At 64.5% G+C, this 19,488-nt stretch carries 22 protein-coding genes; 10 read left to right on the forward strand and 12 right to left on the reverse strand.

Going from position 1 to position 19,488, the window contains the following annotated elements:
- Positions 1 to 15 precede the first annotated feature (15 nt).
- The gene (locus tag FJ948_RS10015) at positions 16 to 1,086 is read right to left on the reverse strand and encodes an extracellular solute-binding protein (RefSeq protein WP_181173616.1); all 1,071 of its coding nucleotides are present in this window, start codon (positions 1,084 to 1,086) and stop codon (positions 16 to 18) included.
- Positions 1,087 to 1,121: 35 nt separating this feature from the next.
- Positions 1,122 to 1,781 carry an XRE family transcriptional regulator gene (locus tag FJ948_RS10020; protein ID WP_140703753.1) on the reverse strand — a complete coding sequence of 220 codons (660 nt, stop codon included), beginning with the start codon at positions 1,779 to 1,781 and terminating at the stop codon, positions 1,122 to 1,124.
- Positions 1,782 to 2,292: 511 nt separating this feature from the next.
- On the opposite strand from FJ948_RS10020, the gene FJ948_RS10025 reads away from it, so the two are divergent.
- On the forward strand, positions 2,293 to 2,679 hold the full coding sequence (locus tag FJ948_RS10025; protein ID WP_140703755.1) for a DUF2794 domain-containing protein: 387 nt from the start codon (positions 2,293 to 2,295) through the stop codon (positions 2,677 to 2,679).
- A gap of 116 nt (positions 2,680 to 2,795) precedes the next feature.
- Here FJ948_RS10025 and FJ948_RS10030 read toward each other — a convergent pair whose 3' ends face one another.
- The 4 genes from FJ948_RS10030 to FJ948_RS10045 form a co-directional block, all read right to left on the reverse strand.
- Complete coding sequence (locus tag FJ948_RS10030) at positions 2,796 to 3,365, reverse strand: GNAT family N-acetyltransferase (RefSeq protein WP_140703757.1); 570 nt, start codon at positions 3,363 to 3,365, stop codon at positions 2,796 to 2,798.
- A 117-nt stretch (positions 3,366 to 3,482) separates the two neighbouring features.
- Positions 3,483 to 4,256 (reverse strand): Bax inhibitor-1/YccA family protein, encoded by a 774-nt coding sequence (locus FJ948_RS10035; protein WP_140703759.1) that lies wholly within the window; start codon positions 4,254 to 4,256, stop codon positions 3,483 to 3,485.
- Between the two features lie 229 nt (positions 4,257 to 4,485).
- Positions 4,486 to 7,035, reverse strand: a complete 2,550-nt coding sequence (locus FJ948_RS10040) for an ABC transporter permease (protein WP_140703761.1) — start codon at positions 7,033 to 7,035, stop codon at positions 4,486 to 4,488.
- Complete coding sequence (locus FJ948_RS10045) at positions 7,035 to 7,730, reverse strand: ABC transporter ATP-binding protein (RefSeq protein ID WP_140703763.1); 696 nt, start codon at positions 7,728 to 7,730, stop codon at positions 7,035 to 7,037. The genes FJ948_RS10040 and FJ948_RS10045 overlap by 1 nt, the downstream gene beginning before the upstream one ends.
- Before the next feature lie 85 nt (positions 7,731 to 7,815).
- Between FJ948_RS10045 and FJ948_RS10050 the strand changes: the two genes are divergently transcribed.
- Complete coding sequence (locus FJ948_RS10050) at positions 7,816 to 8,460, forward strand: arylesterase (protein ID WP_140703765.1); 645 nt, start codon at positions 7,816 to 7,818, stop codon at positions 8,458 to 8,460.
- Positions 8,461 to 8,586: 126 nt separating this feature from the next.
- Complete coding sequence (thpR, locus tag FJ948_RS10055; RefSeq protein ID WP_140703767.1) at positions 8,587 to 9,180, forward strand: RNA 2',3'-cyclic phosphodiesterase; 594 nt, start codon at positions 8,587 to 8,589, stop codon at positions 9,178 to 9,180.
- Here thpR and FJ948_RS10060 read toward each other — a convergent pair.
- Positions 9,087 to 9,602 carry a low molecular weight protein-tyrosine-phosphatase gene (locus tag FJ948_RS10060; protein WP_140703769.1) on the reverse strand — a complete coding sequence of 172 codons (516 nt, stop codon included), beginning with the start codon at positions 9,600 to 9,602 and terminating at the stop codon, positions 9,087 to 9,089. The genes thpR and FJ948_RS10060 overlap by 94 nt on opposite strands.
- Positions 9,603 to 9,652: 50 nt before the next feature.
- Between FJ948_RS10060 and FJ948_RS10065 the strand changes: the two genes are divergently transcribed.
- The 3 genes from FJ948_RS10065 (at position 9,653) to FJ948_RS10075 (ending at position 11,238) form a co-directional block, all read left to right on the forward strand.
- On the forward strand, positions 9,653 to 9,949 hold the full coding sequence (locus FJ948_RS10065; RefSeq protein ID WP_140703771.1) for a 4a-hydroxytetrahydrobiopterin dehydratase: 297 nt from the start codon (positions 9,653 to 9,655) through the stop codon (positions 9,947 to 9,949).
- A 137-nt stretch (positions 9,950 to 10,086) separates the two neighbouring features.
- Positions 10,087 to 10,449, forward strand: coding sequence for a YkvA family protein (locus FJ948_RS10070; RefSeq protein ID WP_140703773.1), 363 nt, complete (start codon positions 10,087 to 10,089; stop codon positions 10,447 to 10,449).
- 285 nt (positions 10,450 to 10,734) lie between these two features.
- Complete coding sequence (locus FJ948_RS10075) at positions 10,735 to 11,238, forward strand: invasion associated locus B family protein (protein WP_127278701.1); 504 nt, start codon at positions 10,735 to 10,737, stop codon at positions 11,236 to 11,238.
- An 82-nt stretch (positions 11,239 to 11,320) separates the two neighbouring features.
- Here the strand turns inward: FJ948_RS10075 and FJ948_RS10080 are convergent, their stop codons facing one another.
- Both FJ948_RS10080 and FJ948_RS10085 read right to left on the reverse strand, forming a co-directional pair.
- A complete protein-coding gene (locus FJ948_RS10080) occupies positions 11,321 to 11,671 on the reverse strand; it encodes a hypothetical protein (protein ID WP_140703775.1) in 351 nt (116 codons plus the stop codon).
- 118 nt (positions 11,672 to 11,789) lie between these two features.
- Positions 11,790 to 13,130, reverse strand: coding sequence for a chloride channel protein (locus FJ948_RS10085; protein WP_140703777.1), 1,341 nt, complete (start codon positions 13,128 to 13,130; stop codon positions 11,790 to 11,792).
- Between the two features lie 128 nt (positions 13,131 to 13,258).
- Here FJ948_RS10085 and FJ948_RS10090 point away from each other — a divergent pair, with 128 nt between their 5' ends.
- Complete coding sequence (locus FJ948_RS10090) at positions 13,259 to 13,816, forward strand: DUF305 domain-containing protein (protein WP_140703779.1); 558 nt, start codon at positions 13,259 to 13,261, stop codon at positions 13,814 to 13,816.
- Between the two features lie 82 nt (positions 13,817 to 13,898).
- Here FJ948_RS10090 and FJ948_RS10095 read toward each other — a convergent pair whose 3' ends face one another.
- Complete coding sequence (locus tag FJ948_RS10095; protein ID WP_140703781.1) at positions 13,899 to 14,198, reverse strand: hypothetical protein; 300 nt, start codon at positions 14,196 to 14,198, stop codon at positions 13,899 to 13,901.
- A gap of 266 nt (positions 14,199 to 14,464) precedes the next feature.
- Between FJ948_RS10095 and rlmN the strand changes: the two genes are divergently transcribed.
- From rlmN to FJ948_RS10110, 3 genes are read left to right on the forward strand one after another with little or no spacing between them, the layout of a single operon-like run.
- Positions 14,465 to 15,700: a 23S rRNA (adenine(2503)-C(2))-methyltransferase RlmN gene (gene rlmN, locus FJ948_RS10100; RefSeq protein WP_140703783.1), complete on the forward strand. Its 1,236-nt coding sequence runs from the start codon at positions 14,465 to 14,467 to the stop codon at positions 15,698 to 15,700.
- Positions 15,697 to 16,146: a hypothetical protein gene (locus FJ948_RS10105; RefSeq protein ID WP_140703784.1), complete on the forward strand. Its 450-nt coding sequence runs from the start codon at positions 15,697 to 15,699 to the stop codon at positions 16,144 to 16,146. Before rlmN ends, FJ948_RS10105 begins: the two co-directional genes overlap by 4 nt.
- Positions 16,143 to 16,625 (forward strand): hypothetical protein, encoded by a 483-nt coding sequence (locus FJ948_RS10110; RefSeq protein WP_140703786.1) that lies wholly within the window; start codon positions 16,143 to 16,145, stop codon positions 16,623 to 16,625. The genes FJ948_RS10105 and FJ948_RS10110 overlap by 4 nt, the downstream gene beginning before the upstream one ends.
- Here FJ948_RS10110 and FJ948_RS10115 read toward each other — a convergent pair.
- Complete coding sequence (locus tag FJ948_RS10115) at positions 16,597 to 17,238, reverse strand: LysE family translocator (protein WP_140703788.1); 642 nt, start codon at positions 17,236 to 17,238, stop codon at positions 16,597 to 16,599. The two genes, FJ948_RS10110 and FJ948_RS10115, sit on opposite strands and share 29 nt — an antisense overlap.
- Positions 17,239 to 17,326: 88 nt before the next feature.
- Positions 17,327 to 19,381, reverse strand: a complete 2,055-nt coding sequence (locus FJ948_RS10120) for a bifunctional diguanylate cyclase/phosphodiesterase (RefSeq protein WP_140703790.1) — start codon at positions 19,379 to 19,381, stop codon at positions 17,327 to 17,329.
- Between the last annotated feature and the right edge of the window lie 107 nt (positions 19,382 to 19,488).

A 19,488-nucleotide genomic window follows, 5' to 3' on the forward strand; every position in this document is an offset into this window, starting at 1 on the left:
TGTTCCTTCAGCCGGTCAGTTTCCGGACATCAGTGCGGACCACTTTTCCTGCGCCACCGCGAAGTTCGGGACCCAGAACTTGAAGTTCTGCTTGTAGCCCTGCTTCTGGCGTTCGGGCGAGTTGGTCAGGAACGCGGAAACGGAGGCGTCGACCTTGGGCTGCGCGTCGCTGTTGATGGGCGTGTAGGACGTCTGCTCCGCCAGGATCTCCTGGGCGTGCTTGCCGAGATAGGCATTGAGCAGCGCGTAGGACGCGTCCGTGTCCTTGACGCCGACAGGGATCGTCATCTGATCCATCACCACCAGCCAGTCCTGCCAAGCCGGCGTGTATTTGGCGCCGTTCTTGACCGCGGTCATGGCGCGGCCGGTCCACATCATCAGCATGTCGGCCTCGCCGGATTCGGCGAGCTGCTGCGATTCGGCACCCGTTTTCCAGAAGATGGTATCGGGGCCGAGCTTGCGGACCACATCGATGGCCTTGTCGATATCGGCCACCGTCATCGCCTTGGGGTCGCCGCCGGCAACCTTGAACGCCTGTTCGAGCAAGCCGCCGGTCGGGCTGCCGGAGCCGTCGATGCCGCGCACGCCGGGGAATTTCTGCGTGTCGAAGAAGTCGGCCCAGCTCTTGGGCGGATTGTCCTTGTACTTTTCGGTGTTGTACATCAGCACGACGCCGTAATTCATCGCCGGCACGGAGCATTCGCCGACCTGGCCTTCGGGGATTTTCGAGACGTCGAGCTTGGTGAGGTCCAGCTTCTGGAACAGTTTGCCGCAATAGACATAGGGCGGCAGATCGTCGGTATCGACGACATCCCATGTCACATTGCCGGACTCGACCTGCGCCTGCAGTTTGGCGATCTCGGTCGGGCCGTCATTGAGCAGCTTGACGCCGGACTTGTCGACGAACTCCTTGAGCGCGGCCGCCTGGCCGTCCTGGTAGATGCCGCCATAGGAGACGAGCGTCAGCGTCTTGCCCTTCAGCGAGCCCTCGGCCACCTCGCCGGCCACCGGCTTCGATTGCGCCAATGCGGCCGTTGCCGCCAGAAGCACGGCGACGCACGCCGCATGCCCAAATCTCAATCTCATGATCAACTCTCCCATTGCAGAACTCGCATTTGTTTTCATTCACCCGGATGCGAGCGGTTTCCGGGCCTGTATTGGTCGAGTTCGAGCGCGCCGGCGGTGGGCGGGCCAATGATCCACAGCACCTCGGCCGGCGTGTCGCCGACATTGACCGTGCGGTGCGGCACCGAGGTCGCGTATTCGACGCTGTCGCCCTCGCGCATCACATGGCGCTCGTCGGCAAGCGTCAGTTCCACTGTGCCCTTGAGCACCATGAACATTTCGTGTTCGCCGCCATGGACATAGGCCTCGTCGCCGGTCGAACCGCCGACCTCGAAATGACCGGCATAGACCTCGAACTGGTGGATCGGCCGCCGCGACAAGAGCATCTTGCGGCCGTGCACGCCGACCGGAACGACCGGCCGCTCCTCGCGCTTCAGCACCCTGTGCAGGGGCCGGGCATTGTCCTCGAACAGATCGTTTATACCCAGATCGAGAGCGGCGGCGATCTTGAGCAGTGTCCCGGTGTTGGCGCCGCACAGATTGCGCTCGAGCTGGCTGATGAAGCTCGCCGTCGTGCCGGTCATGTCGGCAAGTTGGCGCAGCGAGACGCGCCGGGCCGTGCGCAATGCCTTGATGCGGGGACCGACGCCGCCGGTCTGCGGCACGGCCGCTCCGCCATCAAACTGTTCTGCCGTGGAAACCGATGCGCGTGGCATTGCCGTCTCCGTTTCACTTAACACCCTATTAAGTGGAACGAGAAATGGCAAGCACGGTGCGGCGCAATTAGATCGAAACGTAAGCTTCGGCCGCGTTCCGCCTGCGTCGCGGTCCGGTGTGAAAAGGTCCAAAAACGAAAAAACCGACGCCAGCTTGCTTCTGACGTCGGTCATTTAGGTTTTGGGATCGTCGCACCTGGCTTTTCCGAGGAAAAGGCCGAGGTTGGTTCGATCCGACGCAGACCCGTGGGCGGGGGGCTTGGGGTTTACGAGCCGGTGCCGGACCGAACCGTCTCAGGCAACGCTGGTAAATTCGTCGGACATTGGGGCATGAGCGCGGATAAAAAAAGGCAGAAATGTGGCGAAGCATCACCAATTCCAACACGCGTTTTACAAACGTGACTGGACGCCACGGAAAGGGCGCGCCGGCGCTTCGCTTCGCCGGCTCTTGCAATTGCGATCCGAAGGGGCCAACTTTGGTTGGCGAAGATTCATTTTGAAGGATCGAGGCATGACCGATGACGGCGGCGGGATGGGGGATGGAGACGCATCCGCAATATTGATCCCGCTACACGAGGCGCGCAATGCACGCCTCGACCAGCCGGTTCGCTTCGACCGGCGTGAACTGGACCAGATCCTGAGGCTCTACGGACGCATGGTCGCCGCCAATGAATGGCGCGACTACGCCATCGACCATCTCACGGACCGCGCTGTCTTTTCCGTCTTCCGCCGGGCCAGCGAAGTGCCGCTGTTCCAGATCGTCAAGGATCCGAAACTGGCGCGCAAGCAAGGCGCCTTCGCCGTCATCGCGGCGGGGGGGCGCATCCTCAAGCGCGGACAGGAACTCGGCCGGGTGCTGGGCGTCTTCGACGCGAAGTTGAAGGTCGTGCAGGCGTGAACCGGGGAATTGCGAACTGGGGAATTGAAGAATTGGAGAATTGAGGAAAAGGTGCTCGGCGTTTACGCAGGCGCCCATTCTTCCTCAGTTCCTCAGTTCCTCAGTTCCTCAGTTCTTCAATTCCTCCCCCGGAACTTCCGCTCCGGCAGCGAGTCCGGATCGGGCGCCACCGATGCCCCGCCGTTGAGCGACAGCTGCATGAACACCGTGTCCAGCCAGCGGCCGTGCTTGTATCCGGAGCCTTCGAGGCGGCCGGAATGGCGAAAGCCGAGTTTTTCGTGCAGCCTGACCGAGGCGCTGTCGGCGCGGCCATCGCCGATCACCGCGACGATCTGGCGAAAGCCCGCCGCCTCGACCGCTTCGATCAAGCTCCGCATCAGCTTGAGGCCGACGCCCTGGCCCTTGGCGCCAGGGGCGACATAGACCGAATCCTCGACGATGAAGCGATAGGCCGGGCGCGGGCGGAAGGCGCCGGCATAGGCATAGCCGAGCACGACGCCGTCCTTTTCCGCCACCAAGGAGGGATAGCCGCCGGCCGCGAGCGCGGCGAATCGCGTCTCCATCTCTGCGCGGGCGGGCGGCTCCAGTTCATAGCTCGCCGTGCCGTTGGCGACCGCGTCGGCGTATATTTCCGTAATCGCGTCGAGGTCGGCCGGGATCGCTGGCCTGATCACGATATTGCTCATTCTTTATGCAAGCCTCTTATGTGCTTTCGATAACAGCAGAGCCCCGCACAAAAGAAAAGGGCGGCCGTTGGGCCGCCCTTTCCAAACTCGATGGTCCAGTGAAATACGAGGCCAGCCTTAGCGGCGGTCGCCCATGAACTGGAGCAGGAACATGAACAGGTTGATGAAATCGAGGTAGAGCGACAGCGCGCCCATGATGGCCTTGCGGCCCGCGACATCGGAAGCGTCGCCCTCGAAATACATTTCCTTGATCTTCTGCGTGTCGTAGGCGGTGAGGCCGGCGAACACCAGCACGCCGATCGCCGAGACGGCGAAGGTCAGCGCCGACGACTGCAGGAAGATGTTGATCACCGACGCGATGATGATGCCGAACACGCCCATGATCAGGAACGAGCCCATCGCCGACAGGTCGCGCTTGGTGGTGTAGCCGAACAGCGACAGCGCGCCGAAAGCAGCGGCGGTGGCGAAGAAGGTCTGCGAGATGCTGGCCGTGGTGTAGACCAGGAAGATCGACGACAGCGACAGTCCAACCAGTCCGGCATAGACCCAGAAGGTCGTCTGCGCGGCGGCGACGCTCATCGACTGGATCCTGAACGACAGGAAGAACACGGCGGCCAGCGGCGCCAGCATGACAACCCAGCGCAGCGGCGAGCCGAAGATCGCGTAGCCGAAGGAAGTCAGCATCTCGCCGCTTGGCAGCGTCGCGACGGCCGAGGCCGGGTCGGTGGTGGTGGCCAGCATGATGGTGCCGATGGCGGCAAGGCCGGTGATGAGCAGGCCAAGCCCCATCAGATTGTAGACCTTGATCATATAGGCGCGCAGACCCTGATCGATGTCGGCGCGGACGCCGGGCACCGCCGACGTCTGATAGTTGCGAATGGGATCAGCCATTGGAAATCCTCGTTGCTTCTGCCCCGTCCGGTGTCGGGCCTCTTGCGGGCCCAGGCGCCGCTGGGGGGCTCCAGCATGCCTGCGGCGGAATATGATGGTTATTGGCGTCGAGAACAAGACCGTAACCCGTTGTAACGGTTCGTGAGGGGTCGAAATGCCGCTTCGCCAGCCGTTTCGGACGGCATTCTTACCAAGATTTAACCTGACGAAGCAGGCGCCGACCGGCGAATCAGAGGTTGCGCAGCACGGGCGCCGCCTTGTGGCCGAGCACCCGCCAGGTGCCGGCAAGGCCGATGCCGACCGTGATGACCAGCGAAAACAGAATGGTCGCCACCGCCACTTCCGGCATGAAATGCGACGGCAGGGTCATGATGCGCGCGACGATGTACCAGGCGGCTGCGCTGCCGGCGGCGAGCGCGAAGATCGCGGTGGCGAGCCCGATCAGCATGTATTCCAGCGAGAAGGCCGATATCAGCGTCGTGCGTGTCGCGCCCAGCGTCTTCAGCACCACCGCGTCATGGATGCGCGCCCGGTTGCCGGCGGCAAGCGCGCCGGCCAGCACCAAGACCGAGGCGATCAGCGCCACGCCGGCCGCCGCCCGGATCGCCGTGCCGAGCTGGCCGACCAGCCGGTTGACGATGTCGAGCGCGTCCTTGACCCGCACCGTCGTCACGGCCGGGAAAGCGCGGGTGACGGCGTTGAGGACGCGCGCGTCGTCGGCCGTCGAGGCGTTCTTTTCATTAAGCGTCGCGATCCAGCCATGCGGGGCGCCGGCGAATGTGTTGGGCGAGAACACCATGACGAAATTGATGCCCATCGTCTCCCATTCGACCTGGCGGAAATTGGCGATCCGGGCCGTGACATTGCGGCCGAGCACATTGACGGTGACGGTGTCGCCGAGCTTCAGGCCGATTTCCTTGCCTTCCTTGTCGGAAAACGAAACCAGCGGCTCGCCGGCATAATTGTCCGGCCACCATTTGCCCTCGGTCAGCGTCGTGTTTTCCGGCTGCCTGGTGTCATAGGTCAGGCCGCGATCGCCCTTAAGCACCCAGGCGCCCTCGGCCGGTACCTTGACCTTGTCGACATCGACGCCGTTGAGTGCCATCACCCGGCCGCGCAGCATCGGCACCTTGGCCAGTGTTCCCCGCGGCGCCTCCTTGGCGATCAGCTGGGAGAACGCATCGACCTCGCTGCCCTGGATGTCGACGAAGAAGAAGTTCGGTGCCCGCTCCGGCAGGTTGCCCGAAATCTGCCGCCTGAGGTTGCCGTCGATCAGCGCCAGCGTCACCAGCAGCGTCAGCCCAAGCCCCAGCGACAGCACCACCGACGGCGTCAGCGCACCGGGCCGGTGGATGTTGCCGATGGCCAGTCTCAGCGCTACGAAGCGCACGCGCGGGCTCTTCCTCGCCGCCCATTGCACCAGCGCGCCGACGACGCGCAGCACCAGGAAAGCAAAAATAGTGGCTCCGACGAAGATCGAGGCGATGCGCTGGTCGCCCGAAAACAGGATCGCCAGCGCTGCCAGCAACAGCGCGATGCCGAGCGCTGAAACGACATAGACGGGGCGCGGCAGGCCCCGGCCCTCCAGCCCCATTTCCCTAAACAGCGCGGTTGCCGGCACGTCGCGGGCGCGGCCGAGCGGCAACAGCGCGAAGGCGAGCGTCACCAGCAGGCCGAACAGGGCGGCCATGGCGAGCGCGCCGGGATAGAAGCCGCCTTGCGCCGGCACCGGGATGACGGACTGCAGGGCGGCACTCGCGGCAAACGGCATCAGCGCGCCCAGCACCAGGCCGGCGCCGATGCCGATGAGCGCGATGATCAGGATCTGCACGAGGTAAACGGCAAAGACGAAGCCGCCGGACGCTCCCAGGCTCTTGAAAGTGGCGATGACGCCGCGCTTGCCGTCGAGATAGGCGCGCACCGCGTTGGCGACGCCGACGCCGCCGACCACCAGCGCGGTGAGCCCGACCAGCGTCAGGAACTGCGAGAAGCGTTCGATGTTTGAAGACAGCGCCGGGGCGGCATTGCCACGTGTGCGGATCGACCAGCCGGCCTCCGGAAAATCCCTGGCCGCCTGGTCCTGGATGGCCTTGAGCCGCGCCTCGTCGGCATCGGCGGGCAGCCGGACCTTGTAGGCGTTCTCCACCAGGCTGCCCGGCTGGATCAGTCCGGTCGCGGCCAGCCCCTCGGTCGAGATCATCAGCCTTGGCGCGAAACCGAAGCCGTCGGAGACCGCGTCCGGCTCGGCCACCAGCCTGGCGCGCAATTCGAAGGTGGCGGTGCCGAGCTTCAGCCGGTCGCCGATCTTGAGATGCAGCCGTTCGAACAGAAGGTCGGGTGCCGCGGCGCCGAAAACGCCGAACTGCCCGCCGAACAGTTCCTGCTTCGTCAGTGCCGGGTCGGTTTCCAGCGCGCCAAAGAGCGGATAGGCCTCGTCGACCGCCTTGGCCTCGACCAGCGCCTGGTCGGATCCGTCGGCAAGCCGCGCCATCGAGCGCATGCCGGCGCTGTGCGAAACGACGCCCAGCCTATCGAGAAAGCCAAGTTCGGCCTGGCTGGCGTCGCGCTGGTTGATCTGGAAGCGAAGGTCGCCGCCAAGCAGCGTCTGGCCCTGATCGGCGACGCCCGCGGTGATGGAGCGGGCCACCGAATTGACGCCGCCGATAGCCGCGACGCCGAGCGCGATGCAGGCTAGGAAGATGAGGAAGCCGGACAGGCCGCCGCGCATCTCGCGCAGCGAGAAGCGGACGGCGAGCTTCAAGGTCCGCGCCAACGGCATCAGGCGGTGACCTTGATCGGCGCCGGCGCCTCGATGCGGCCGGAGCGCATCGACACCTGGCGTAAACAGCGCGCCGCGAGCGCCGGATCGTGGGTGACCAGAACCAGCGTCATGCCGCGTTCGGCTGCCTTGGCGAACAGGAGATCGGCGACCTGCCGTCCCGTCGCCTGGTCGAGATTGCCGGTCGGCTCGTCGGCGATCAGGATGCGCGGCGACGGTGCCAGCGCCCGGGCGATCGCCACGCGCTGCTGCTCGCCGCCGGAGAGTTCACCGGGATAATGGGTGACGCGGTCGCTCAGGCCCACGGCCGCCAGTTCCCGCTCCGCCACCGAGAAGGGATCGGCATGGCCGGCCAGTTCCAGCGGCACCGCGACATTTTCGAGCGCCGTCATGTTGGGGATGAGATGGAAGGACTGGAATACGATGCCAATGTTTCGGCCACGAAACGAAGCAATCTGATCCTCGGTTTTGCCATTGAGCAGTTCGCCGGCGATTCGCACCGCACCCGCATCGACTCGCTCCAGCCCTGCCAGCACCATCAGCAATGTCGACTTGCCGGACCCCGACGGACCGACGATGCCGGTCGCCTCACCACGTGCCACCTCGAGGCTGACGCCCTTCAGCACATGGACGGACGAGGCGCCTTCGCCGAGTGTCAGGGATACGTCTTGCAGCGCGATGACGGCTTCTGTCAAAATGAAAGCGTCCTATATGGGAAGTGAGGCTTTGCCTGTCGCAAGCCGTCGCCGGAAGAATTCATTGTCATATGGGGCTTGCCGCATGTCTTTCAAACGCCGCTTTGCCGCAGGCCTGATCGTTTTCCTCGCCATTTGCGGCGCCATTTCGTCGGCGCGCGCCGAGCCATTCAAGATCGTCGGCTTCGGTGACAGCCTGATGGCGGGTTACGGCCTTGGCCCGGGCGAGGGCTTTACCGACAAATTGCAGGCAGCCCTTCGCGCCAAGGGCCATGATGTCACCGTCGCCAATGCCGGCGTCTCGGGCGACACGTCCAGCGGCGGCCTGGCGCGGCTCGACTGGTCGGTGCCCGACGGCACGCAACTGGTCATCCTCGAACTCGGCGCCAACGACATGCTGCGCGGCGTTTCGCCCGACATCACCAAAAGGAACCTGGACGAGATGCTGGGCAGGCTGAAGCAGCGCAAGATCGCCGTGCTTCTGGCCGGCATGCGGGCGGCGCCCAATCTAGGCGCCGACTACCAGAACGCCTTCGACGCCGTCTTTCCGGAACTAGCCGCCAAATACGGCGTTACGCTGTACCCGTTCTTTCTCGATGGCGTCGCCGGCCAGCCTGGGTTGCAACTCGAGGACGGCTTGCATCCGAGCGCCAAAGGGGTTGACCTGATGGTCGAGCGCGTCCTGCCGACGGTCGAGCGGACCATCGCGGCGGCGCCGGGAGGCTCGTGAGATCCGACAAAGCCCTTCCGTTAGGGAAAGTTTTAGCAAAGCCTGCGACCAACAAACCACTTGCTCCATTTGATTATCGATGATTCGCTAGGGATGACAGTTCGATTCGAGGAAGGGAGGCTCTTCATGCCGCGTCTTTTCACCGCCCTCGAAATTCCGCGTGATGCCGCCCTTTCGCTGTCGCTGCTCCGGGGCGGCCTGCCCGGGGCCCGCTGGATCGACGTCGAAAACTACCATCTGACGCTGCGCTTCATCGGCGATGTCCAGGGCCATGTCGCCGACGAGATCGCCAATGCGCTCGACCGGGTCCACCGCCCTTCCTTCTCGCTGACCTTGTCCGGGGTCGGGGCTTTCGGCCAGAAGAAGCCGCATGCGGTGTGGGCGGGCGCCTTTCCCTCGCCCGATCTCAACGCCCTTCAGGGCGAGATCGAGCGCATCTGCCAGCGGCTCGGCATTCCCGCCGATCCGCGCAGGTTCATGCCGCATGTGACGCTGGCGCGGCTGCGCAACTCGAGCCCGCTCGACGTCGCCCAATATTTGTCGGCGCGCGGCAATTTCTCGACGCTGCCGTTCCGCATCGGCCGTTTCGTGCTGATGTCGTCGCGCGATTCGGTCGGCGGCGGCCCCTATATCGTCGAGGAAGCCTGGCCGCTGTCCGGCGTCGATACGCGTGCCAGCCGTGTTGCCAGCGCCTCCGACGCCTCGCGGATCATGCGGTAGACCGAAGCGAACGCTTCCTGATCCTCATAATAGGGATCGGGCACATCGCACGTCCTGCCCTGCGCGAATTCCATGAACAGGTGGATGCGATCGCGCACCGCCGCCGGCGCCAGCGCTCTCAGGTCGGCGACATTGGACCGGTCCATGCCGAAGATCAGGTCGAAGCGGTGAAAATCCTCCGGCGTGATCCTGCGCGCCCGCTGGCGCGAGATGTCGATGCCGTGGCGCGACGCGATGGCGATCGAGCGCGGATCGGGAGCGGATCCGACCTCCCAGCCGCCGGTGGCGGCCGAATCGAGCACGATACCCCCACCGTTTCCGCGCTCCGCCAGCACGGCGCGAAGGACGCCTTCGGCCAGCGGCGACCGACAGATGTTGCCGAGGCAGACGAAAAGAACGGAATTTATGGGCTTCGCGATCATGGATCCGGCGCTATGGTGACGACTTCAGCGCCATAGCATAGGAAGCGGACATGACGAGAGAGAAACTGGGCAGGCAAGCCGCCGAAGCCGCGCTCACCGGGCTTGACGGCTGGACGCTGGCACAGGACGGCGCCTCGATCGGCCGCACCTTCACCTTCAACAATTTCTCCGAGGCCTTCGCCTTCATGACCCGTGTGGCGCTCGCCGCCGAGAAGATGGACCATCATCCCGACTGGTCGAATGTCTACAAGACGGTCGTCGTGACCCTCAACACGCACGACGCCGGCGGCGTGACGGCGCTCGATATCGAACTGGCCAAGAAGATGAACCGCTATTTCGGCGGCTGAACACCGGCTGTCCGTGCTGTGGGCCGGGCGTGGGCCGCCAAATCGGCGCTCGCATCTTGCAGCCGGGGTCGGCTTTCACCACATTTTGATCGGCGGGCATGCGCCAGGTAGCGCATGAGACCCGCTAGGAGAGATTGATGGCGCAAGAATCCGGTTTTGACTTCTTCGGCTTTGGCGACAGGCTGGGCGGCGAGGGCGAAGTGCGCGAGAAATTCTGGCGCACGGCCAAGAAGGCCGCGCGGCAGATCCCCTTCATGGAGGACGTCGTCGCCGCCTATTACTGCGCCATGGACAAGAACACGCCGCTGCGCGCCAAGGGCATCTTGGTGGCGGCGCTCGGCTACTTCGTGCTGCCGGTGGACCTCATCCCCGACTTCATCTTCGGGGTGGGCTTCACCGACGACATCGCCGTGCTGACCGCCGCGATCACCGCCGTCAGCGCCCATATCACGCCGGCGCACCGGCAGGCCGCCAAGAACGCGATCGCGGACAAGAGCTAAGTCCCGCGGCCCGAATCCCGCCGCGCCGGCCCGGTCCCTGGACAGGGGCGTTCAGCGGCGGGCCAAAAGTCAAACTCTTGCCGTTTTCGTGGCCTCCAAGTCACCAAAGGGACGCCGTGCCAGCCGCTGACAAGGCGGCGGCGCGGAAATGGCGGCGGTTTCCTGGGGTGAAGGTCCTTTTCTCTTGGGAACTTCACCGTTTGGTAACCCAGATTAAATCAAAATGAAGCGACGGCAGGACGCCATGCGGCCCGCCTCCGCACCATTTGGAATACGGGAAAAACGATGCGCGGATTGATTGCACTAGTTTCGAGCCTGGTCCTGGCGGCCTCGGCGGCGCCGGCCTTGGCGCAGCAGGCGACCAAGATCGGCCAGCACAATGCCTGGGGCACCTACAGCTACCAGGCGTCGGGCGGCAAGGTCTGCTACGTGCTGACCGTGCCGACCGACAAGCAGCCGCCGACGCTCGACCATGGCGACATGTTCTTCTTCGTCAGCCAGCGGCCCGGCCAGCAGGTCTCCTATGAGCCGCAGTTCATCGCCGGCTATAATTTCCAGGAAGGCTCCAAGGCCACCGTCACCATCGACAAGAAGACCTTCTCGATGTTCACGCGCGGAAAATCGGCCTGGGTGGAGAATGCGGCGGAAGAGCCGGTGCTGATCGCGGCGATGAAGACAGGCACCGACATGAAGGTGTCTGCGAAGTCGGGCCGCGGCAACCCCACCAACTATGTCTTCTCGCTGAAGGGCATTTCGGCGGCGCTGTCCTCGATCGCCAAATGCAAATAGGCAAGGCAGGCCAAAGCCTCCTCAGCCCCTTCTCGCTGCGTCCGCATCGCGGCCGCTGACCGGTTATGAGTTCGGCTCCCGGTCAGACGGTCCAGGTCCAGTCGATCGGGTAGTTGAAAATCGGGGTAAACGTCACGCCAGCCGCCTCCATGTCCCTGCGGCCGTCGACGACCATCTCCTTCAGATGGTCCAACTGTGCCGCATGCTCGTCGGTGTCCCAGACGCTAACTTGCACGATCGAGCCCTTCGGCGAGACGCCCGCATAAAAATGAAGCAGCCCTGGCAACCGCCTGATGGCCGGGATTATGTACTCCGAGGTCTTCTTGCTCGCGGCGTCGACCTCGGCGAACCGGCTCGGCTCGTAGCTGGCGCGGGAGACGCGGACGACGGCCGTTGTCGGCAACGACTCGGCCAGGGTGATTCTTTCTGTCATGGGGATCCTATCTCTTGCTTCGCCGCGGCAACATCGCGGGCGCTGTCTTGCCGGATGTGAGTCGGAGCCTAAGCAATTCCGGGAAAATGCGAAGCGGTTTCCGGCCGAAGTTAAGGCTTCAACTTTCGACCGTGGCCCGCCGCCGCCGGATCGCCTCGGCGATAAAGACCCGCGACAGGGCGTGATAGAGCGGCTCGTGCGAGATCAGGCGCGCCGTGCCGTAGCCCAGCATCGAGGCCAGCATCAGGCCGATGACATTGTCGTGATTGCCGGTCATTTCGAGGATGATGACGAAAGCCGTCATCGGCGCCTGCACCACGCCGGCGAAATAGCCGGCCATGCCGAGCAGGGCCGCGACGCCAGCGCTGCCCCCGAACAGCAGGCCGAGCGAACTGCCGATGCCGGCGCCGACCGCCAGCGAGGGCGCGAAGATGCCGCCGGGAATGCCTGAGATCATCGACAGCAGTCCGGCCGCGAATTTCTCGAGGAAAAAGAACCAGGGCAGCGGCGTGCCTTCGACGGCGCTGCGCGCCTGCGCGTAGCCGGTGCCGAAGGTCAGGCCGCCAGAGAGGATGCCGATCACCGCCACGGCGAGCCCGCAGACGGCTGCCACCAGCAGCGCGCGCCACAGCGGCTGCAGCGCGTTCCAGCGCCGGATGCGGCGCGTCGCCTTCAGCGCCAGCAGGGAGAACAGCGCCCCGAAGCCGCCGCCGATGATCCCGCAGGCGATCACCAGCGGCCAGTCGGCGGCGAACGAGATCGTGTCCTTGGACACGCCGAAATAGGTGTAGTTGCCGACCAGCCCGAGCGAGGCGAGGCCGGCCAGGATCACCGCCGTCAGCACCAGCCCGTTGGTGCGGGCCTCATAGGTGCGGCCCATTTCCTCGATGGCGAAAACGATGCCGGCAAGCGGCGTGTTGAAGGCAGCCGCGATGCCGGCGGCAGAACCGGCCAGGATCAGGCCGCGCGCCTGCGCCATGCCGCCCCAGCGCGCCGCCTGCAGCATCAGCGACGCGCCGACCTGGACCGTCGGCCCTTCGCGGCCGATGGACGCGCCGCAGAACAGGCCGACGATGGTGAGCGCGATCTTGCCCGCCACCAACCTGAGCGACAGGATATGGCTGCGGTCGTCGTCGTCACGCAGGTGCCGGGCGGCGATCGCCTGGGGAATGCCGCTGCCTTGCGAGCCCGGGAAAAAGGCGTGCGCCAGCCACGCGCACAGGACGAAGCCGAGCGGGGTGATCGCGAGCGGCAGATAGAAGCGCCAGCCGCCATCATTGCCGATCACCAGATGGAACAGTGCCTGCGCCTTGTCGGCCAGCACCGCGAACAGCACGCTGATGACGCCGATCGAAATGGCGCCGGCCCAGAACACCAGGCGCGGCTGCCACACGCGCCGCGAGCCCCATATGGCGCGCGAGCGCCGCAGCAAGGGATGTCTTCGCGATTGGCCGGCCATGTCTGTCCTCGTGGGAAAACCCAGCCCTAACACAGGCATGATGCCGATCAAGTGAGAGTCTGACGATCGGACCGGGATCAAAAGGCCGCCGTCGCGGTTGTGTCCGTTTGAGCAAGGAATCCGCAGTCATGAGCTATGTCAGATTTGCCGCGATGATCCTGGTGTCCACGGTCCTCATGTACGGGCTCATGTACCTGAACACCTATGCGCTGGATCACGTTTTCTTCAGCCAGACCCGGGTCTGGATGGCTATCGTGATGGGCGCCGCAATGGCAATTGTCATGATCGGCTTCATGTGGGGAATGTACAAGAGCTTGGCCGCGAATGTCGGCATCGTCATCGGCGGCATGCTCGTATTCGCTGGTGCCCTATGGCTGGTCAGAAGCCAGGAAACCGTGAGCGACGTGTCGTATATGAAGGCAATGATCCCGCACCACTCGATCGCGATCATGACCAGCGAACGCGCCCACATCCGCGACCCGGAGGTGCGAAAGCTCGCGGACGGCATCATAGACGCCCAGGTGCGCGAGATCACGCAAATGAAGCGTCTGATTGCGCGGCTCGAAGCGAATCCCGTAGCGGCCGGCGCTCCCGACCTGCCGTCCTACCGAGCCCGGGATGCTCCGCCGCCGCCGCCGGAGACCGACCAGAGCACCGGTATCGATACGCTCTCCATCGACAGGTAGGCGCGGGGATGGACGTGCGGATGATACGGAAGCTGACCATCCCGCCGGCTTCCAGGCCGGCGGGCAAGTTTTTCCGAGATCGTCACATGGCCATTTTTTCACATTCGGCCTGGGCCTTCTTGGTCGATGTATCGATCATGTAGGCTTTACCCTTGGCGTCGGTCATCATCATCATGCAATGCTTGATGGGCTTGGCCATTTTCATCATGTCGGCGCCCATCTTCGCGTCCGGCATCATGGTGCCCATGTGGCCGTCCGGCATGATCGCCGTCACCTGGCCACCTTTCATCATGGTCATGGTGCCCATCGTATCCTCGGCAAACGCCTGCGAGGCGCAAAGAGCGGCGACGCCGGCAATGACGGCGAGCTTGATCGATTTCATTCTGCATACTCCCATTGTGCGGGGCACAGTTGCCCCATTTCAGGGTTCGCGGATGGCTCGCCAGCCGTTACGCCGACACGAATATGTGATCGCTCGCGCGCCGGGAAACAGCACCAGGCAGGCGCGGCTTGTCCACCGCGACACGCGGCGGGAAAGACTGCCCGATCGGCCGCGGCATGACTCTGCCGCCAAGCTGTGCTATGCGCCGCTCTTGACATCGGGCCGATGGATGAAATCGGCCGTAAACCGCTTATATCAGTGGAACCATGACCCTTTCACTCGACCTTACCGCCGAAGGCGCCCGCGACGCCTTGCGCGCTCGCCCCGCGCAGGCAGAAAAGCCCTCGCTGATTGGCCTGACACGGGCCGAACTCGGCGAGGCTCTCGTCGCTTCAGGCATCGTGCCGGAGCGTCAGGCAAAAATGCGCGCTCAGCAGCTCTGGCACTGGATGTATGTGCGCGGCGTGTCCGACTTCGCTCATATGTTCAACATCTCCAAGGACCTTCGCGCCGAGCTGGACAAGCATTTCACGGTCGCCCGGCCCGAGATCGTCGAGGAGCAGATTTCCGCCGACGGCACGCGAAAGTGGCTGTTCCGCTTCCCGCCGCGCGGCGCCGGCCGGCCGGTCGAGATCGAAACCGTCTATATCCCCGAGGAAGGCCGCGGCACGCTCTGCATCTCCTCGCAGGTCGGCTGCACGCTGACCTGTTCGTTCTGCCACACCGGCACGCAGAAGCTGGTGCGCAATCTCACCGCCGAGGAAATCCTTGCGCAGCTGCTCACCGCGCGCGACCGGCTCGGCGACTTCCCCGACCGCGACACGCCCGACGGCGCCATCGTGCCGGCCGAGGGCCGCAAAGTGTCCAACATCGTCATGATGGGCATGGGCGAGCCGCTCTACAATTTCGAGGCGGTCAAGAAGGCCCTGCTGATCGCCTCCGACGGCGACGGCCTTTCGCTGTCGAAGCGCCGCATCACGCTGTCGACCTCCGGCGTGGTGCCGGAAATCTTCCGCACCGGCGAGGAGATCGGCGTCATGCTGGCGATCTCGCTGCATGCCACCAATGACGATCTGCGCGACCTGCTTGTGCCGATCAACAAGAAGTATCCGCTGAGCGAGCTGATCGCCGCCTGCAAGGCCTATCCCGGCCTGTCCAACGCCAAGCGCATCACCTTCGAATATGTGATGCTGAAGGACGTCAACGATTCCATCGAGGACGCCAAGGCGCTGATCAAGCTGCTCAAGGGCGTTCCGGCCAAGATCAATTTGATCCCGTTCAACCCGTGGCCGGGCACCAACTACCAGTGCTCGGACTGGGAAACGATCGAGAAATTCGCCGACTACATCAACAATGCCGGCTATGCCTCGCCGATCCGCACGCCGCGCGGCCGCGACATCCTCGCCGCCTGCGGTCAGCTGAAGTCGGAATCGGAGCGCATGCGCAAGGTCGACCGGCTGGCGCTGGAAGCCATGATGATCGCGGGGCATGGCGAGGTGTGACCCGTCTCGTTGCCTGGCTCAAGCGTCTGGTCCTGATAGCAGTCGGTTATGTCGCCGCCGTGCTGACCTCGATCGTGGTGCCTGTGCTGCTGATCACCCTTCTGGAAGGGATCGAGTATGGCAACTGGTCGATGGTTTTTGCATTCGACTGGCTGGGCTCCTTCCCGCTCGCCGTGCTGACCGTGGCCCTCTGTGCGCTGCTGATCGTCGGCCCCGCCATCCTTGTCGCCGAACGGTGGTCGCTGCGAAGCTGGTCCTACTTCGCCGTCACCGGGGCGATCACCTCCATCGCCTTTGGTGTTCTGGTCCCCGGCTCGGCCGGAGGGTTTGTCTTCAATCCGGGTTTCCTCGGCTTCCTGGCCACGGCCGGCACCGCCGCCGGCTGGGTCTATTGGCTGCTCGCCGGGCGCAAGTCCGGTCGTCTCACCAGCGCTGATCCCCAATGAACCGCCTCGTCTCCTATATCGTGCGCTTGGCCATCATCCTGTTCGGCTATGCCGTTGCCTCGCTGGCGGCGAGCGCCTTCCTCAACATCCTGTTCCTGGCCTCGCTCGGCTACGTGCCGGCGCAAGCCCAACCGGCGGCGACGGCATCGCTCTATTTTTCCATTCCTTTCGTCGCCCTGTTCGTCGCTTATTTCGCCTTCATGCCCGCGGCGGTCGTCATCCTGATCGCCGAAATCCTCGGCCGGCGCGACTGGCTGTTCTATGCGCTGGCGGGTGCCGTGGTGGCGGGGGTGTTCCTCGGCCTCGTCGACAATCTCAGCGATTCCCCTTTCGCGGTCACCGAGGCCACCGCCATCATGGCCGTGATTGGCGGCGGCATGGTCGGCGGCATCTTCTACTGGCTCAGCGCCGGGCGCTGGGCCGGAAGCTGGTGGAAGACCGAGAAAGTCCCTACTTCGCCTGGGCCGTCAGGATCTTGAGCGCGAAGGCCGAGAACACGCCGGCGAAGAGATAGTCGACCACTCGCGTCACGCGCGGGCTGGCCTTCATCGCCGCCGAGAATTTCTCCGCCGCAAGCACCATCGGCACCGTCACCGGGATCGACAGCACGATGAACATGGAACCGAGGAAGAACAGCTTTCCGGGCGCGTTCGGGTCGTGCGCGGAGACGAATTGCGGCAGGAAGGTCATGAAGAACAGGATGATCTTCGGGTTGAGCAGATTGACGCCGAGCCCCGCCGCCCAGCTGCGCAGCAGCGAGATTTGCGGCCCCGTCTTCTTCTCCGGTGAAAAGGCCGACCCCTTGGCGATCGCCTGCCAGGCCAGGAAGACGAGATAGCCGGCGCCGAAAATCTTCAGCACGAAGAACGCCATCGGCGAGGCGACGATCAGCGCCGAGACGCCGACCACCACCAGCGTGGTGTGGATCAGCGTGCCGCACAGCGCGCCGGCCATCGAGGCAAAGCCGGTGGCCCGCCCCTGACTCAGCGTGCGCGAGACGAACAGCGTCATGTCGGGGCCTGGCGTGATCGCCAGGATCACGGTGGCGATGGCGAACTGGATCAGCGTGGTGGTGTCGGGAATGAAGGACATGCGGGGCCTCGGGAAGGTCCCGAGCCTATACAAGATACGTCGCGCCGACGCCAGATGCGAAGGCTGGCGTATCCTCCCACGGCGGTTTCTAAGCCGCCGATAGATCGATCTCGGCCAGCGAATGGGCTGCCGCTCCGGTCAGCAAAATCTGGTCGATCGGCTTCGGCCGGCCGAGGAAATAGCCTTGCGCCTCGTTGCAGCCTTCGACTTGCAGGATGGTGAGCTGGACATGCGTCTCGACACCTTCGGCGAGCACCGGAATGTCGAGGCTGCGCCCCAGCGTCAGCACCGCGCGGATGATCGCCTTGGCCTGCGGGCTGCGCTCGACATCGGCCATGAAGGAGCGGTCGAGCTTGATCTTGTCGAACGGGAACGAGCGCAGCGTATCGAGCGAGGAATAGCCGGTGCCGAAATCGTCGATGGCGATCGTCACGCCGAGCGCCTTGATCTGGCGCAGCACATGCAGCGTGCGGACCTTGTCGGCGACGATGGTCGATTCGGTCAGTTCCAGCTCGAGCCGCCTCGGCGACAGGCCGGTCTCGACCAGAATCTGGTGGACGAGCTTGGCGAGATCGGCATGGGCGAGCTGCACCGGCGACAAATTGACCGCGATCTTGTGACCCTTGTCCCAGGACGCCGCCTGGCGGCACGCGGTGCGCAGCACCCATTCGCCGATCGCCAGGATCGAGCCGTTCTCCTCGGCGATCGGGATGAACTCGGCGGGCGGGACCATGCCATGCACCGGATGGGTCCAGCGCAGCAGCGCCTCGTAGCCGCAGGTGGCGCCGGTCGAGACCGAGGTCTGCACCTGGTAGTGGAGCGTGAGTTCGCCGCGTTCGATGGCCTGGCGTAGATCGGTGGCCAGCGCCCGCCGAGCGCGTGCCGTCTCATCCATGGCCGATTCGTAGAAACACACGGCCCGCGCCACGTCGTTCTTGGCCCGGTACATCGCCAGATCAGCATTGCTGACCAGCCTCTCCCGGTCGCTGCCGTCGCGCGGATAGACGGCGACGCCGATGCTGGCGCCGGTGACGGTTTCGAAATCGTCGATCCGCAACGGCTCGAACAAGGACTTCTCCAGGCGCGAGACCAGGCCGAGCAGCTCGTTCTGGTCCCTGAAGCGCTTGATCGCGGCGAACTCGTCGCCGCCGAGCCTAGCGACGAATTCGCCGTCGCCGGTCAGTTTCGCCAGCCTGCGGGCGATGATCTTGAGCGCCTGGTCGCCGGCCGCATGTCCCCTGAGGTCGTTGATCTCCTTGAAACGGTCGAGATCGATGACGATGACCGCCGTCATCGTGTCGCCGTCCTCGCGTGCCCGCCCGATTTCATGGTCGAGGCGGTCGTTGAAGGAAACGCGGTTGGCAAGTCCGGTCAGCGCATCGTTGAGGGCAAGGTGCTGCAGCCGTTCGAAGCTCTCCAGCCGGCCGCGTTCGTCGATCAGGTAGCTGGCAAAGCCGGTGGCCGCGACGATCAGGCCGACGACGGCGACGGCGACGGCCATCGCCTTGAGGATATCGGGATTGGTGCCCGTGGTGATGAAGGAGAGCGGCGTCACCGCCACCGCGGCCATCGCCGTGAAGTGCAGGCCGACGATCGCCAGCACCAGCAGTCCGATGCCGAGATAGCGCGACCAGCGGTATGGCCGGCGCATCGCCTGGCCGATCGCCGCGGCGGCAAACACCACCGAGATCAGCACCGAGGCCGTGACATAGAGGCCGTCCCATTCGACGATGCCCGCCACGTGATAGGCCATCATGCCGGTGTAATGCATGGCCGAAACGGCAAGGCCGACAGCGGCGCCGCCCCATTCCGGCGCCACACGCCAGCGCTTGCCCAGGGCAAGGGCGAAGCCCGCCCCGGTACCCGCCATGGCGATGACCAGGGATATCATGGTGAGCGCCGGATCGAAGGTGATCGGCGCGCCGGGCTGATAAGCCAGCATGGCGATGAAATGCGTGCACCAGATGGAGGAACCGGCCGCGACCGCGGTCAGAAACAGCCAGCCCCGCATCTGCACGCCGGCGGTTTTCCTGGCGCGGTCCAGGAGACCGATCGTCACCCAGCAGCCGGTGACGCACATCAGCGCCGCCAGCAGGACGAGCCACAGATTATGCTCCGTGACGATGCAGGATATAACGCGCATCAGGATGGCCCAAGCCCGAGGATACCCGCGACGAACGGGCAAAAGCTGCTTCGGCACGGTCGCGTGGCCCATGCGGCTCTGTCTCGCTTATTTAGCGGCAGTGCGTG

The organism is Mesorhizobium sp. B2-3-12, assembly GCF_006442205.1.
Taxonomy (GTDB): domain Bacteria; phylum Pseudomonadota; class Alphaproteobacteria; order Rhizobiales; family Rhizobiaceae; genus Mesorhizobium.